The organism is Corynebacterium fournieri, from assembly GCF_030408775.1.
GTDB classification, from domain to species: Bacteria; Actinomycetota; Actinomycetes; order Mycobacteriales; family Mycobacteriaceae; genus Corynebacterium; species Corynebacterium fournieri.
Genome location: NZ_CP047210.1, coordinates 36,907 through 52,219 on the forward strand (window position 1 = coordinate 36,907; position 15,313 = coordinate 52,219).

Annotated in this window: 12 protein-coding genes and 1 tRNA gene; 4 read left to right on the top strand and 9 right to left on the bottom strand. The window is 64.9% G+C overall.

Going from position 1 to position 15,313, the window contains the following annotated elements:
- The first annotated feature begins 211 nt into the window (after positions 1 to 211).
- The 3 genes from CFOUR_RS00145 (at position 212) to CFOUR_RS00155 (ending at position 3,270) form a co-directional block, all read left to right on the top strand.
- Positions 212 to 733: a peptidylprolyl isomerase gene (locus CFOUR_RS00145; RefSeq protein WP_085957035.1), complete on the top strand. Its 522-nt coding sequence runs from the start codon at positions 212 to 214 to the stop codon at positions 731 to 733.
- A 55-nt stretch (positions 734 to 788) separates the two neighbouring features.
- A complete protein-coding gene (locus CFOUR_RS00150; protein ID WP_085957034.1) occupies positions 789 to 1,460 on the top strand; it encodes a rhomboid family intramembrane serine protease in 672 nt (223 codons plus the stop codon).
- A gap of 271 nt (positions 1,461 to 1,731) precedes the next feature.
- A complete protein-coding gene (locus CFOUR_RS00155) occupies positions 1,732 to 3,270 on the top strand; it encodes a catalase (protein ID WP_230471879.1) in 1,539 nt (512 codons plus the stop codon).
- 66 nt (positions 3,271 to 3,336) lie between these two features.
- Here the strand turns inward: CFOUR_RS00155 and CFOUR_RS00160 are convergent, their stop codons facing one another.
- From CFOUR_RS00160 to CFOUR_RS00200, 9 genes are all read right to left on the bottom strand, one after another.
- Positions 3,337 to 4,746, bottom strand: coding sequence for a hypothetical protein (locus tag CFOUR_RS00160; RefSeq protein WP_085957032.1), 1,410 nt, complete (start codon positions 4,744 to 4,746; stop codon positions 3,337 to 3,339).
- Positions 4,747 to 5,525: 779 nt separating this feature from the next.
- Entirely contained in the window at positions 5,526 to 5,801 is a 276-nt protein-coding gene (gene crgA, locus CFOUR_RS00165; RefSeq protein ID WP_085957031.1) for a cell division protein CrgA, read from the bottom strand.
- Positions 5,802 to 5,822: 21 nt separating this feature from the next.
- Complete coding sequence (pknB, locus tag CFOUR_RS00170) at positions 5,823 to 7,907, bottom strand: Stk1 family PASTA domain-containing Ser/Thr kinase (protein ID WP_290179548.1); 2,085 nt, start codon at positions 7,905 to 7,907, stop codon at positions 5,823 to 5,825.
- Complete coding sequence (locus tag CFOUR_RS00175; RefSeq protein WP_290179550.1) at positions 7,908 to 9,458, bottom strand: serine/threonine-protein kinase; 1,551 nt, start codon at positions 9,456 to 9,458, stop codon at positions 7,908 to 7,910.
- Complete coding sequence (locus CFOUR_RS00180) at positions 9,459 to 10,913, bottom strand: penicillin-binding transpeptidase domain-containing protein (protein WP_290179552.1); 1,455 nt, start codon at positions 10,911 to 10,913, stop codon at positions 9,459 to 9,461.
- On the bottom strand, positions 10,910 to 12,274 hold the full coding sequence (locus tag CFOUR_RS00185; protein ID WP_085957028.1) for an FtsW/RodA/SpoVE family cell cycle protein: 1,365 nt from the start codon (positions 12,272 to 12,274) through the stop codon (positions 10,910 to 10,912). The genes CFOUR_RS00180 and CFOUR_RS00185 overlap by 4 nt, the downstream gene beginning before the upstream one ends.
- Positions 12,271 to 13,626 (bottom strand): PP2C family protein-serine/threonine phosphatase, encoded by a 1,356-nt coding sequence (locus CFOUR_RS00190; RefSeq protein WP_290179554.1) that lies wholly within the window; start codon positions 13,624 to 13,626, stop codon positions 12,271 to 12,273. Before CFOUR_RS00190 ends, CFOUR_RS00185 begins: the two co-directional genes overlap by 4 nt.
- Entirely contained in the window at positions 13,623 to 14,072 is a 450-nt protein-coding gene (locus tag CFOUR_RS00195; RefSeq protein ID WP_085957026.1) for an FHA domain-containing protein FhaB/FipA, read from the bottom strand. The genes CFOUR_RS00190 and CFOUR_RS00195 overlap by 4 nt, the downstream gene beginning before the upstream one ends.
- A 10-nt stretch (positions 14,073 to 14,082) precedes the next feature.
- Complete coding sequence (locus tag CFOUR_RS00200) at positions 14,083 to 14,961, bottom strand: FHA domain-containing protein (RefSeq protein ID WP_085957025.1); 879 nt, start codon at positions 14,959 to 14,961, stop codon at positions 14,083 to 14,085.
- 179 nt (positions 14,962 to 15,140) lie between these two features.
- Here CFOUR_RS00200 and CFOUR_RS00205 point away from each other — a divergent pair.
- Positions 15,141 to 15,224, top strand: a tRNA-Leu gene (locus CFOUR_RS00205).
- The last annotated feature ends 89 nt before the right edge of the window (positions 15,225 to 15,313 follow it).

The window sequence follows — 15,313 nt, forward strand, 5'->3', positions numbered from 1 at the left end:
CCATATGACCCCCCAGTCGATGATGTTGGATCAAAAGTATCTGCCGGGGAGCCGTTGCACAAGAGCAACGAGTTTCCAGCGAACCAGTCCCAGCGAATCGGCAACTTTCAGCGATTCGCTGGGACCAATTCGCTGGGTTTGCAGCAAGAGGCGAGAACAGACCGCCAACCAAACAGAACCCACCCGGGCGAACCCGCGTACCCTGGTTGCCATGACTCAAAAGACGCAGACCATGACCCTGCACACCAACCACGGCGACATCGTGATCGACCTGTTTGGCAACCACGCGCCGAAGACCGTCGAGGTCATCACCGGCCTGGCCAAGGGCACCCAGGACTACTCCACCAAGAACGCTTCCGGCACCACGGAGGGCCCGTTCTACGACGGTGCGATTTTCCACCGCATCATCCCCAACTTCATGATCCAGGGCGGCGACCCGACCGGCACCGGCACCGGCGGCCCGGGTTTCCAGTTCGCCGACGAGTTCCACCCGGAGCTGCAGTTCGACCGCCCCTACCTGCTGGCTATGGCGAACGCGGGCCCGGGCACGAACGGTTCCCAGTTCTTCATCACCGTGGAGCCGACCCCGTGGCTGAACAACCGCCACACCATCTTCGGTGAGGTCACCGATGAGGCTTCCAAGAAGGTCGTCGACGAGATCGCCGTTGTGGAGACCGGCCGTATGGACCGCCCGGTCGAGGACGTCGTGATCGAGTCCGTCGAGATCGCCTAAGCCCCACCGTTGCGCCCCCGCCACTGTGCGGGGGCTTTTTCGTACCCTGAGCCTCATGCCCTCTCTGCGCACACTGCCCCGCACTGCCCCCGCGACTACCGCCATCACGGTGATCTGCACGCTGGTGTTTTTCGCCGCGGCGATCCAGGCCCGATCGCTCACGGACGTGGTGTGGGATTCCGCGGTGGGCGCGAACACGATCCTGTACGGCCCGGAGGTGTACGGCGCGGGTTACCTGCGCGCGCTGACTGCCGGGTTCATGCACTTGGACATCACGCACTGGTTCCTGAACATGTTCATGCTGGTGCTGGTGGGCGCGGAGGTGGAGCGTTTCGTCGGTACCGGGCCGTTTGTGGTGGCGTGGGTGGCGGGGGTCCTTTGGGCGTCGGCAAGCGTGCTTGCGTTCAGCTTCACTGCGCCCACGGCGGGGGCGTCGGGGGCGCTCTACATGCTCATGGCCCTGCTCATCGCCATTGCTTGTCGACGTCGTACCGACCTGCGCGCACCCCTGACCTTGGTGGCGGTGAATGTGGCGTACACGCTGATCGCGCCGGGCGTGTCGCTGTGGGGCCACCTGGGAGGCCTGGTGGCGGGGGCGGTGATGGCGTGGCCGCTGACGTCGTCGAGCGTGCGCACTCGGTGGATTGCGGCGTCGGTTGCGGCGGTGGCGGCGTGCGCGGCCATTTGGGTGTTGACCCTTCCGTCCACACTCCCGGTGTACCTGTGAGTTATCCACAGCAGTTATCCACACTGTGGAGAACTACACGCGTGTGGTTAGTCGAACGGCACGCCGAAATGTTCGACCGACACGCCGGGGAAACCTGGGATTTTCGAACCAGGACCAGCACATTTCACTGCCCTGTGTAGTTTGTGCACAGAGTTATCCACAGGTGTGGATAGAGTGGCGCGCGCGTGGAAATCGCTACGCTGGGCGGCGTATCTGTCATCGACAAACTTTCAAGGAGTAAGCAGTGACGGACAAGAGCAAGGCGGAAGAGATCGTCGGTCGCGGCGAGCGCCCCGCAGGCAAGGGCCGCACCACTGAGTTGGGCGGTCAGCCGGTTGCCTCGGAGCACATTTCTGTCACGCAGGGGCGTCAGGGGCCGAATGTGCTTAACGATGTCCACCTGATGGAGAAGCTCGCCCACTTCAACAGGGAAAACGTCCCGGAGCGCATCCCGCACGCGAAGGGCCACGGCGCCTTCGGCGAGCTGCACATCACCGAGGACGTGTCCAAGTACACGAAGGCGAAGCTGTTCCAAAAGGGCACCGTCACCCCGATGGCGGCCCGCTTTTCCACCGTGGCGGGTGAGGCCGGCTCGCCGGACACGTGGCGCGACGTGCACGGTTTCGCGCTGCGTTTTTACACCGAGGACGGCAACTACGACATCGTGGGCAACAACACCCCGACGTTCTTCATGCGCGACGGCATGAAGTTCCCGGACTTCATCCACTCCCAGAAGCGCCAGCCGAACTCGGGTCTGCGCGACGACGAGATGCAGTGGGACTTCTGGACCCGCACGCCGGAGTCCGCCCACCAGGTGACGTACCTGATGGGCGACCGCGGCACCCCGAAGACCTCGCGCCACCAGGATGGTTTCGGCTCCCACACGTTCCAGTGGGTCAACGAGGAGGGCACCCCGGTGTGGGTGAAGTACCACTTCAAGACCCGCCAGGGCTGGGAGTGCTTCACCGACGAAGAGGCGACGGAGAAGGCCGGCACGGATCCGGACTTCCAGCGTGCGGACCTTTTCAACGCCATCGCTGAGGGCGATTTCCCGGTGTGGGACGTCAAGGTGCAGATCATGCCGTTCGAGGAAGCGAAGGATTACCGCTTCAACCCGTTCGACCTGACCAAGACGTGGTCCCAGAAGGACTACCCGCTGATCGACGTCGGCTACTTCGTGCTCAACCGCAACCCGAAGAACTACCACGCGCAGATCGAGCAGCTCGCGCTCGACCCGGCCAACCTGGTGCCGGGTGTGGGCCTGTCGCCGGACCGGATGCTGCAGGCCCGCGTGTTTGCTTACTCGGATCAGCAGCGCCACCGCATCGGCGCGAACTACAAGGATTTGCCGGTGAACCGTCCGGTCAATGAGGTGAACACGTACTCCGAGCGCGGGCACATGGCGTACTACTTCAGCCAAGAAGGCGAGCCGAACTACGTGCCCAACCGCACCGACAAGGGTGCTGGCTACCTGGACAACAACGAGGACTCCTCCTCCGACTTCACCGATTACGGCCAGGCTGAGAACCTCTACGTCAACCCGGATCCGGAGGGCACTGACCTGGTGCGTGCGGCGTACGTCAAGCACGCGGAGGACGACGACTTCGGCCAGGCCGGCACGCTCTACCGCGACGTCTTCGACGACGGGGAGAAGGAGCGCTTCGTGCACAACATCACGAACAAGATGATGGCGATCAAGAACAAGGACGTCGAGGAGCGCGTCTACGCCTACTGGGGCAAGGTCGACGCTGACTTAGAGACGAGGGTCCGCGAGTCCTTTGCCGCCAAGCGCGCCGCGCAGGAGAAGTAGTCTTCCTGCACGACAAAGCCCGTTGAGTCAGACTCAACGGGCTTTCGCGTTTCGCCAGTGGGGGTTTTAGAACACGCCGCGGATCTTCTTGTTGAAGTCGGAGACGGTCACGTCGCGGGAGTCCACGTCCTGGTCGTTGTAGAAGGAGGTGTCGCCAGCGAGGCGGCCGGTCTGGGTGACCTTCATGTAGTTGTACAGGCGGCCTTCCTTGGTGTTGCCGTCGCCGAAGGAGAATGCGCCCAGCAGCATCTCGTCGCCTGCGAGGATCGGGTTGGACAGGGTGACCTCGAAGGTGCGGATGCCGCGGTCGAAGTCGTAGCCCAAATCGCGGATGTGGGTGCCGTTGTACTGGGTGGTGGTGATCAGGCGGTCAACGCCCTCGGGGCCTGCCTCGGTGCCGACTTCGACGCGGAAGGTCAGGGCCGGGAACTCGCCCCAGTAGCGCTTCGCGCCGGTGTTCTTCACGCGCAGTGCCACGGAACCCGCCGCGCCGGGCACCTTCCAGGAGGAAGCGGTGAAGTATGGCTGCAGGTCCAGGTCGCGCTGGGCATCCGCCTGCTTATCGACGACTTCGTTGACCTCGTCAGCAGCGTTTTCCTCGACCTCGTTGATGACCTCGGCGCCCTCGTTTGCGATGTCGTTGTTGGTCACGTCGGTGGCGTCGTCGTTGTCGACCGCAGTGACGTCGTCAAGGTTTTCGCCCGTCTCGATCTTCTTGACGTCCTCGTTGTACGCCGGGTTCGGGTTCTCCACGGTGTCGGTGACCTGTGCGCCCCTATTCGGTGCCCAGGAGCCGGCCGGGGTGGAGTAGTTCTTGACGCGGACCTCGTTCTTGATGGGCATGTTGGCGATCCATGCGGTCGGGGTTGCCCAGGTGCCGTTCGGGCGGCAGCGCTGCTGGGTGCCGGTCATGGTGACGGTGCGGAAGCCGTAGGTTGCTTCGCCCGTGTTGCCGGCCGGTACGTCGTACGGGCCGATCTTCTGGCCGACGGACCAGGACAAGGAGCCGGAGACGTCCCAGCCCAGGGACTTGGCCAGGGAGTAGCCGATGTTGCCCTGGAGGCCGTCCTTGGATCCGGAGCCGCCCAAGTTCAGCGTCTCCGTCTTGGAACCGTTGACGGAGGCGGAGATGGTCTGGGTGCGCGACAGGTCTTGGGACAGCGGGATGTCGCTGTCGGACAGGTTGGTGGTGGAGATGGTGCCCACCGGCAGGAAGTTGTCCTTCACCTTGTAGACGATGGTGCGGTAGTCCTCGGTGGAGTTGCACACTGGGCGCGGGTTGAGCACATTGGCCTTCAGGTGGTCCGAGCCGCGGTAGGTGTGGATGATCGGCAGCGCGGAGTTTGTTGCCGGGGTCTCCGGGTAGGACTCTTCGAAGGTCTGGGCGGTGGCGGTGATGCCGGAGCTTGCGATTGCAACAGCCGCGACGGCAGCGATCGCGGCCTTGGCGGCACCTGTGATGCGGAATACGCGCATGAGGCGTTCCTTTCGGGGGAAACAATTGTGGGTTTTCAAGGGGCGGGCTTCTCAACGTCTCAGTGAGGAGCTCTCAAACAATTCCTAGTCAACTGATCGGGAATGGGCATAATATTGTTGAACAATCCACCCGATTCGGGGTCAAACTAAAGTGATTGACGTGTCACAAAAGCATGGTTACCAGTATTAACACGGAATTTTAGATGAAAAACTGTGTGCAATCTATCGGTCTATTTAAATGCAGACATATGTCGTTCATAACCGGATTCTCTTCCTTCGCTTGAAATGCATTCAGGTTGAAGCTTCTGACGTGCGCGAAAATAAGAAAGTTATTCCGAAATTAGCGTGACTATAAACGAGCACGCGTCTTTTTAAATCGGCCATAAAAGAAACTATTTCCCGAAAGGCGGAAGATGACGGCGCCGCATACGAGCTCGCTGCCGCGCAGAAGAAACTCGAGGAGATTGAGGTGTTCTTCGAGCCGCTGCTCGATTCTTTTCCGCATCCTCGCGGGAGTTTTCCACGCTCTTGCCATGGATATTTCGGACGGGAGTAATCCGAAACTTAACAAAAACGGTCTACAGAAGGCCGAGCGGGCAGACCGGCCTACCGCTGGATTCGCGTTGGTTGGAAACCGGGTTCTTCCCGGAAAACGCCAAGGCACCTAGCTCTCGCGCGCAGGATCTGCGTGGATTGACCAACCTGCTGGTCCAGTGGGCGTCGCAGGGAGAAGTGTTTGCGCCGTCTAAGTCCGTAAACGACTAACCCTCACAAAAAGGCTACCGCCAGCCCATGGTCATGAGCAGGCCCAGGATCATGCCTGCGAAGCCGATGGCGTAGTTCCACGGCCCGAGCTGTGCGAGCCAGGTGATCTGGTCGCCGGCGAGGTAGTAGAGGATGAGCCAGGCCAGGCCGAGGAGCATCAGCCCGAACATGATCACCTTGTACCAGATCGGGGTGCCGCCGGTGTTGACCTTGACCGGGGTACGGCTGACGCCGGTGGAGGTGCTGCTCGCTGGGCGGATCGGTTCGTTGGTTACTTTTGCTTTAGGCATTGTGCGCTCCCTAATCGACGTCTAAAGCCCAAGCCCGCGCTGCATATTCCGCAGCGCGTTCGGCGGGTTCTGGGGTTGAACTGTATCAGCCGGGGCAGCGGCCGCGTTATTCTGCGGGATGAGTTTGCCAGCGTCGAACTTCCACACGTTGTAGCCGATGGCCTGATCCTTGCGGATGGTTTCGCCGGCTTCGACTTCCTGGTGGCCGATCAGGCCGTCGTCCACGAGCGCGCCGGTGGGCACGGTGGGCCCGGCCACGAGGCGGCCGTTCCAGCCTGCGTCGTGCAGTGCCTTCTCGGCCTCGGTGGGCGTCATCCGGCTGATCTGCGGCATGGTCATGAGCATGCCGTTGGACACACGCAGCTCGACGGTGGTGCCCGTTTCCACGTCGGTGTTCTCGCCGGCGACGGCGAGGACCTGGCCCTCGGGCTTCGGCGAGTCCACGCTGGTGACGGTGGAGCGCAGCTGCAGCGAGGACAGGGTGGCGGTGGCCTGCTCCACGTTCAGGCCGACCAGGGAGGGCACCTGCACCATCTTCGGTCCGGAGGAGACGGTGATGGCGATGCGGGAGCCCTTGGCAATCTGGGTGCCGCCGGCGGGCTGCTGGCCCAGGATGATGCCGTCGGGGATGTTGTCGCTGCTTTCGCGGCGCACGTTGGGGTTGAGCTCCAGGCCGGCCTTCTTCAGCTCCTCCACCGCTTCTTCGGTGGTGAGGTTGGTGATGTCGGGCACGTCCGTCATTTCCTTGCCGGAGGAGACGGTCAGGGTGATCTGGGTGCCCGGCTTGAGCTCGGAGCCCGCGGCGGGGTTGGTGGAGATGACGTTGCCGCGCTTGATCTCCGGGTTGGGCTCTTCCATGACGGAGACGGCGAAGCCGAGGCCTTCGAGTTCCCGGACGGCGTCGTTGCGTGGGCGGTCGTGCACGTCGGGCACGGGCACCATCGCTTCTTGGACGGGTGCGGGCGCGTTGTCCTTGTCGGCGGAGAAGTAGTCGTAGACGAACCAGCACACGGCGGCTGCGAGCAGCAGGCCGAGCAGCGCGGAGAGCCACTTGAGCCAGTTGGAGGAGGTTTTCTCGTTGGCGGCGCGGTGGTCCGCGTAGCGCGTGTGGCTGCCTGAGGAGGCGGCTGCTTCGCGACGCACCACCGGTTCGCGCACCACATCCCCAACCACAACCGTGTTGCCTTCGGACGGCGAGTCCACGGCGTGCGCGCCGACGGCCTGTTCGGCGGCGGCGAGGTGGTTGCGCGCAGCGGTGGTGACGCTGCCGCGTTCGAGCAGGGCGAGGTCCGCGCCCATTTCGTCGGCGGTTTGGTACCGGTCGGCGGGGTGTTTCGCCATCGCGGTGAGGATGACGGAGTCCACGTTGACGGCTTCGTTGTCGGACAGCGGCGTCTGGATGCGCTCCGACGGCGGCACCGGGTCTTCCTGGACGTGCTGGTAGGCCACGGCGAAGGGAGATTCGCCTTCGAAGGGCGGCACGCCGGTGACAGTTTCGTACATCACGCAGCCGAGGGCGTAGATGTCGCTTCGTGCGTCGGCGGCCTTGCCGCGCGCCTGCTCGGGGGAGAGGTACTGGGCGGTGCCGATGACGGCGGAGGTCTGCGTCATTGCGGAGGTGGAGTCGTCCAACGCGCGGGCGATGCCGAAGTCCATCACCTTCACGGCCCCGGTGTTGGTGACCATGATGTTGGCGGGTTTGATGTCGCGGTGGATGATGCCAGCGTCGTGGCTGGCTTGAAGCGCGCGGGTGACCGGCAGCAGCAGTTTCGCGGCACGCTCCGGCGCGAGGGGGCCTTCGTTGCGCACGATGTCGCGCAGGTTAAGGCCGTTGACGCGCTCCATGACGATGTAGGGCACGTCCACCCCGGAGGTTTCCACGGAGCCGGTGTCGTAGACGGAGACGATGTTGGGGTGGTTCAGGCGCGCGGAGTTTTGGGCTTCGCGGCGGAAGCGTTCGCGGAAGTTTTCGTCGCGCGCCATGTCGATCTTCAACATCTTCACGGCTACTTCGCGCCCGAGGGACACGTCGGTGGCGGCATACACGTCCGACATGCCGCCGGTGCCGATGATGTCGCCGAGTTCGTACCGGTCCGCGATCAGCATTTACCTGCCACCTCCGAGCAAGTTGTCAAGGTTGGGCAATTCTATCGCAGAGGTGGCTTCGTCTGTGACCTCGGGCGCTTTGCTTTGCGACGTCTCCGCCTTCGGCGTCTCCCGCTTCGGTGTTGCGCGCGACGTCTCGGTTTCCTTGGTGGCGCTGGAGGTCTCCGTGTCGGACTGCGCCGCGGACGGCTCCGCCGGGGCGGGCGCCTGCTCGTCTTCGGATTCCTCGAAGCGCAAGGTGCCGGGGTTGCGCGGCTCGGTGACGGTGGTGCGCTCGCGCTGGGTAGTGGTTTCGGTGACCGACTTTTCGGTCTCCGTGTCCTCTTCCGCCTGCGTGGGCGTGGTCACGCTCTTGGTCGGCCGCGGGGTGGTCGGGGCGCTGCCGCCGGTGAAGCGGTCGAACACGCCCTCGGTGTAGGCCCAGGCTGCGGCGCCGCCGAGCAGCGCAAGTGCCAACAGGCTGGCGATGATCGGGCCGGTGGCGGACTTCTTTTCGGGCTCGCGCGGGGCCGGGGCGGCGGCGCGGGCGGGAACGGGTTGGGCCGGAGGACGTCGAGAAGCAATGGCCCTGGCGGCGGACGGCGGGTACGCGCCCTCTGGCCGCGAGGTACGCTCCTCGGCCACGTTGGCCAGCATCTGGGTCGACGCGGTGGCGGACGGCTCGGTGGCCACCACCTGCGTGTGGCCGCCGGGTTGGGCGGGGCGCAGGCCCTGGCGCACCTGGGAGATGGCCAGCTGGAACTCGTTGCCGTCGCGGAAGCGCTGGCCGGGGTCTTTGCGCAGGGCGATCTCGATGAGCTCGCGCGCAGGCGCAGTAACGGAAATGGGCAGCGCGGGCGGCTCCGCGGAGACGTGCGCGAGCGCGACGGACACGGAGGAATCGCCGGTGAAGGGGCGCTTGCCGGAAAGCATTTCGTAGCCCACCACGCCGAGCGAGTACACGTCGGAGGCGGCGGTGACCTTCATGCCCTGGGCCTGCTCGGGGGAGACGTACTGGGCGGTGCCCACCACCATGCCGGTGCGCGTGAGCGGCACGGCGGCCGCGGCCTTGGCAATGCCGAAGTCCGTGATCTTGACCTGCCCGTTCTGGGTGATCATGAGGTTGCCGGGCTTGATGTCGCGGTGCACCAGGCCCATGCGGTGGATCACGGCCAAACCGTGGGCGGCCTGCTCGAGCACGTCGAGAGCCAGCTGCTCATCCAGCTGCCCCTCGCGGGCGATGAGGTCCGCCAGGGATTCGCCGCGGATGTACTCCATGATGATGTAGCAGACGGTGAAGCCGGCCTGGGTGTCTACCTCTTGGTAGTCGTAGGTGGCCACCACGTTGTCGGAGTTGATGCCCTGGGCGGACAGCGCCTCGTTGCGGAAGCGGGCCAGGAATTCGGCGTTGGAGCTGAACTCGGGGCGCAGGACCTTGATGGCCACTTCGCGCTCGTTGTTCAGGTCGTCTGCCAGCCACACGGTGGACATGCCGCCGTGGCCGATGATCCACTGCAGCTGGTAGCCCTCGCCGACGAGCTGTTGCAGGTCCTCGCGGTTTTCGGTGTTCATCTACTGTGCTCCTTCCACGGGTGCGGGGGCGGCGGGGGCGGCGCGCAGGACGGCGCGGCCGATGGGGCCGGAGACCTGCCCGCCGGTGGCTGCCTCGCCGAGATGGCCGCCGTTTTTCACCACGACGGCCACGGCGACATCTTTGGCCGGGTCGAACGCGACGTACCACACGTGCGGTGCGGCGCCCTCGGCGTGCTCGGCGGTGCCGGTCTTGGAGGCGAAGCCGTTGCCGTCGTAGCCGTAGGTCCAGCGCTCGGACGCGTACATCAAGTCCGTGATCGTGGCGGCTTCCTGTTCCGTTACGGCCTCGTTCAGCTCCACCGGCTTGGTTTCGCGCACGACCTTGCCGTCGGCGTCGCGCACCGCGCGCACCACGTGCGGCTCCATGCGCTTGCCCTTGTTGGCGATGGTCGCGGACATCACCGCTGCCTGCAGCGCGGTCATGGTCACGTCGCGCTGGCCGATGGCGGACTGCGCCAGCTCCGCCCCGCCGGGCAAATCACCCAGCGAACCGTTGGCGTTGGGCAGTCCCAGGTCGTAGTTTTGGCCGATGCCGAAGCGGCCGGAGGCGTCGCGAAGCGCATCGGCGCCCGCCGCGAGACCCATCTGCACGAACGCGGTGTTGCACGACAGGGCGAACGCGGTGCGCAGCGGCACTTGGCCGCCGCCGGCGCAGGCCTGGCCGCCGTAGTTGGTCAGCGGGATGTTGTCGGTGCCGGGCAGGATCGTGCTGGCCTCGCCGGTCAGCGGCGATTCGGGGGTGAAGCCGGCCCGCAGGCCGGCGGCGGTGGTGATGATCTTGAAAATGGAGCCCGGCGGCAGCTGCTCCTGGGTGGCGTGGTTGAGCAGCGGGTTGGCCGGATTGTTGGTCACCTCGCCCCAGGCGCCCTCGGCGGTGTCCGGGTTGGAAATGGCGTTGGGGTCGTAGCTGGGGGTGGAGGCCATCGCGAGCACTTCGCCTGACGAGGGCCTCATGGCCACCACCGCCCCGTCATAGCCCGGCTTAGCCAACTGGTCGTAGGCGAAGGCCTGCAGGTTCGGGTCCAGGGTCAGCTCGACGGTGTCGCCCTTCTTGCCGTCCTCGTTTCCGGTGCGCAAAAAGCGCGAGGCAGTGCCGGAATCGCCGGTGAGCTCGCCGTTGTGGGCGGCCTCCATCTGGGAGGTGCCGAACTGGTCGGAGACGTAGCCGACCACCGGGGCGAACGAGAACGGCATGTTCGGGTACGCGCGCTGGTAAAAACCGGTCTCCTCGTTGCGTTGGCTTTGCGCCAACACGGTCTCGCTGGCGACGATGTCGCCGCGGTTCGTGCGCTTGAGGTCCATGAGGATGCGGGAGTTGTGCTCGCTTTGCGCGTATTCGTCTTCGCGCATGCCCTGCACGACGGTGAAGTTCACCAGCAAGGCAGCGACCATGAGCAGCGCCACTACGGCGCCGTGGCGGATGGAGGTGTTCATCGGGCGCTCACCACCTCAGACTGTCCCAGGCGCCCCGCTGTGCCGGCGGCGACCGCGTCGTAGTCCGCGGGGCGGTTGGCGCTGTTGGAGATGCGCAGCAGCAGGCCCAGCAGGATGTAGTTGGCCATCACGGACGAGCCGCCAGCGGACATGAACGGCGTGGTCAACCCGGTCATGGGCAGCATGGCCGACACGCCGCCGGCGACGACGAAGATCTGGATGGTAATGGTCAGCGCCAGCCCGGAGGCCAGCAACTTGCCGTAGGAGTCGCGCGCCTGCATGGCGGTGCGGAAACCGCGGGTGATGAAGATGGCGAACAGGCACAGCACGGCGGCGATGCCGGCGAAGCCGAGCTCCTCGCCGAGCGCGGCCAGGATGTAGTCCGAGTGCGCCACCGGCACCAGATCCGGGTGGCCGTAGCCCAGCCCGGTGCCCGTGATGCCGCCCCAGCTCAGGCCGATCAGGGCGTTGGCGGGCTGGTTGCCCACGCCGTCGAAGTCCGCGAACGGGTCGATGAAGTTGGACACGCGCTCCTGGATCTTGGCGCTGACCTGGTAGACGGCGTAGCCGCCCACGGCCACCAGCGCCACGCCGATGGCCAGCCAGGACGCGCGGCTGGTGGCGAAGTAGACCATGCCCAGCACGGTGGCGAACAGCAAGAGCGCCGGGCCGAAGTCGTTGGACACGCCCATGATCAAAATCGCGATTGCCCACACCATCAGAATCGGCGCGAGGTCGCGGATGCGCGGGAAGGTCAGGCCCAAAAAGCGCTTGCCGGCCACGGTGAACAGCGCGCGTTTTTGCGCGAGCAGCTGGGCGAAGAAGATCAGCAGCAGGATCTTGGAAAATTCGCCGGGCTGGATGGAAAACGGGCCCAGCCACAGCCAGATGCGCGCCTCTTCGTAGCCCGGCGGCTGCGGCCACACCAGCGGCAGCGCCAGCAGGATCAGGCCGAGCAGGCCAAGCAGGTAGGAGTAGCGCGACAGGGACTTGTGGTCCCGGATGACAATCAGGGTCAGCACCATCAGGCCCACGCCGACGAGCGACCACATCATCTGCCGCTCCGCCAGCGGCCCGTAGCCGGGGCGCTCCGCCAGGTCCAGCCGGTAAATCACCACCAGACCCACGGCGTTGAGCAGAGCGACCACGGGCAGCATCGCCTGGTCCGCGTGCGGCGCCAAAAAGGCGATGGCCACGTGCGCGATGGCGTAGACGCCCATGAACCCGCCGATGATGTAGAGCATCTCCTGGGACAGGGTGCGCCCTTGGCTCGTTTCCAAGCCGAAGAGCATCAGCGCCAGCAGGGCGGTGGCGCACAGCAAAAGCAGGAGTTCGCGGCTGCGGTTGAGAAGGCGGCTCATCGCACCTCCCGGCACTTGTCCTTGTCCGGGGTCTGCTTATCCACGCAGCCCGGCAGCGCCTGATCCGCCAACTCATTCAGCTTGGCTAATACGTCGTCGTAGGAGCCGGTGACGTCGCCCACCTCCCGGTGATCCTCCGGCAGGTCGGAGACGCTGAACACGTGGCAGTCGCCCGGCTTGCTGTCTCTGGCAATCACCCGCAGCTCGCCGGATTCGCTCAGGCAGGCGTGCTGGATGTCTTCCGTTTCCTCGCCCGCGAACATGTTGTCGCGGGTGGTGTGCTGCACCACAAACTCGCCGGAATCCTGCACCTTCAGCGTGTAGGAATCCACGTCGCGCGACTGGGCCCACATCACGCCCGCCACCGCGAGCACCAGAAGTAGCAGCAGGGTAGCGGTGATCCACGGCCAGACAGAAGAAGGCTGCTTCTTCCTAGCGCCGCTAGTGTGGCCCTCCTCGTCGTCGGAGGCGCCGTTGGCGTCCTGGAGCTTGGCCCGGTTGTGGTCCGGGGTGATGGTCTCGGACTTGCGCAGCAACGCCGCCGCGCGGGAGGCGGCGGAGTCCGGGTGGGAGGACTCGTAGCCCGGGTCCAACGCCCCTGCCCTGACCACGGCGCGGCTTGCGGGCGCGTCGCCGTCGGCCTCCACAACCTCGGCGACGACCACGGTGACGTTGTCGGGCCCGCCGGAGCGCAGCGCCAGCTCAATCAGGCGCTGGGCAGCCATTTCCGGGGTGCCGTCGCCGAGCGCGATCTGGATGGTCTCGCGCGTGACCGGGTCGGACAAACCGTCGGAGCACAGCAGCACGCGGTCGCCCGGCTGCACCTCAATCAGCTCCAGGTGCGGCTCCACAGGCCGGCCCGTGTACGCCTTCAAGATCAGGGATTTCTGCGGGTGGGTGGACACGTCCTCCGGCTTCAGCTTGCCGCCGTCCACCAGTGACTGGACAAACGTGTCGTCCACGGTGAGTTGGCGAAGCTCACCGTCGCGAAGCAGATAGCCCCGGGAGTCGCCCACGTGGACCATGCCGAATTCGCGGCCGTTGAACATCAGCGCCGTCAGCGTGGTGCCCATGCCGGCCTGCTCGGGGTGCTCGGCCACAGAGGCCTCGATGGACGCGTTGCCGTCCTCGGCCGCCGCGCCCAACAGGGCAAGCATGTCGGCGTCTTCGGGGTCGCGGTCGAGGTGCTCGAGGTGCTCCACCATGAGCTGGCTGGCCACCTCGCCAGCGGCGTGGCCGCCCATGCCGTCCGCGAGCACCAGAAGGTGCGGTCCGGCGTACGCGGAGTCCTCGTTGTTGGTCCGTACAAGTCCGCGGTCGGACACGGCCACGAAATCTAGCGCGAGCTTCACGGCATCAGCCTCACAATCGTGCGTCCCATCTTCATGTCCGTGCCCACGGTCACCCGCTCAGGCTGGTCAATGCGCACCCCGTTGACGAAGGTGCCGTTGCGCGAGTCCAGGTCCTCCACGAACCAGTCGCTGCCCCTGCGGAACAGGCGCGCGTGGCGCGAGGAGGCGAAATCGTCGCCCAGCTGGAAATCGTTGTCACCAGCCCTGCCGACAGTCAAGTCCTCTAAGCTGGCAATTTCCATGTGGGAGCCTTTCAGCGGCCCCTCAACTACCGCAAGGGTGCGCGCTTTCTCCCTGGGGGCGGGTGCGGAGGCACTTGCTTGACGACGCATCGTTCCGCCCGCCGAGACCACATCCTTCCTCTGCGTCCAAATGACAAGGAGGATGAATACCCACAGCAGCGCCAAAAGGCCGAAGCGGGCGCTGAGGATCACCGTCGAGTCCATGGCATCCCTTCTACGGGCGGAAGTATTCAGTGCTGGGGTGCGCCACCGAGTCCGTGAACTCCGGCTGGCTCGAACCCGCCTGCTGCTGGTCCTGGGCGCCGACGATGCGGACCTCGATGTTGGAGTGGCCCAGCGTGATCACGTCGCCGTCCGCCAGCATCCAGTTCTCCACCGGCTCGTCGTTGACCGTGGTGCCGTTCGTGGACTGCAAGTCCACCAGCACCGCCACCTGGCCGTCCCAGGTGATCTCCGCGTGCTGGCGGGACACACCCGTGTCCGGCAGGCGGAAGTCCGAGTCGTTGGAGCGGCCCAGAATGTTGGAGCCTTCGTGCACCAGGTAGGTGCGCGACGAGCCGTCCTGCAGCAGCAGGCTCACCGTGGTTGCGTCGCCAGCGTCCTGCGGCTGGTTGGGGTTGGGTTGGGACATTGCATCCTCCTTCACTTGAGAGCGCGAGGCCTTGCGCTTCTTCGGCTCCGCCACAATGGCGTCGTAGCCACTGACCACATCCGGCATGGTGTCGATGTAGCTGGACACCCGCAGCTGGCCAGTGCGCAGACCCGACTCCTCCGCGATACGCACAACAACAGGGCCGTCGAGGAACCACTGCTTGTTGCGCACGTACCGCATGAGCTGATCGGCGAGGTCCACAGGAAGATCGCGGTTCTGCGACAGATTTTCCAGGTCCTTCGAGGACACACCCACGGCGTACACGTTCGGGGCGACGTACTCGCCCTTATCCGTGACCACCAGCGAGTCTTGGGCTTCCTGCTTGACCAGCTCCTCTACCTCTTCAGGCACAACCTTGCCGCCGAAGAGCGCCGCCATGGAATTATCCAAGCCGCGCTGCAGGGAACTGTCCAGCTTTGCCAGCCTGTCCATCACTGCCATTTCCTGTGCACCTCCTTTCTTCACATGCGAATTTAAGTAACCCGGACAGTATAGGTGCCGCACCCGACACGACCTATCCGCGCAGCGTGTCTCGCGTGTCTAAAGAGCGGTTGGAAAGAGGCGTTGCGCTGGCGATTTGTAGGTTTTGTGAGCTTCGTTCTATATTAATCAAGTCGCCCGCCCGGGTGGCGGAATTGGCAGACGCGCTGGCTTCAGGTGCCAGTGTTCGCAAGAACGTGGGGGTTCAAGTCCCCCCCCGGGCACAATGTGAAGTCTCGAGACACCGTTCCTACGGTGTCTCGAGATTTTTGTTTCTGGCGTGCCCCGGGGTGGGGTGTTTGGTGGTGTTTTG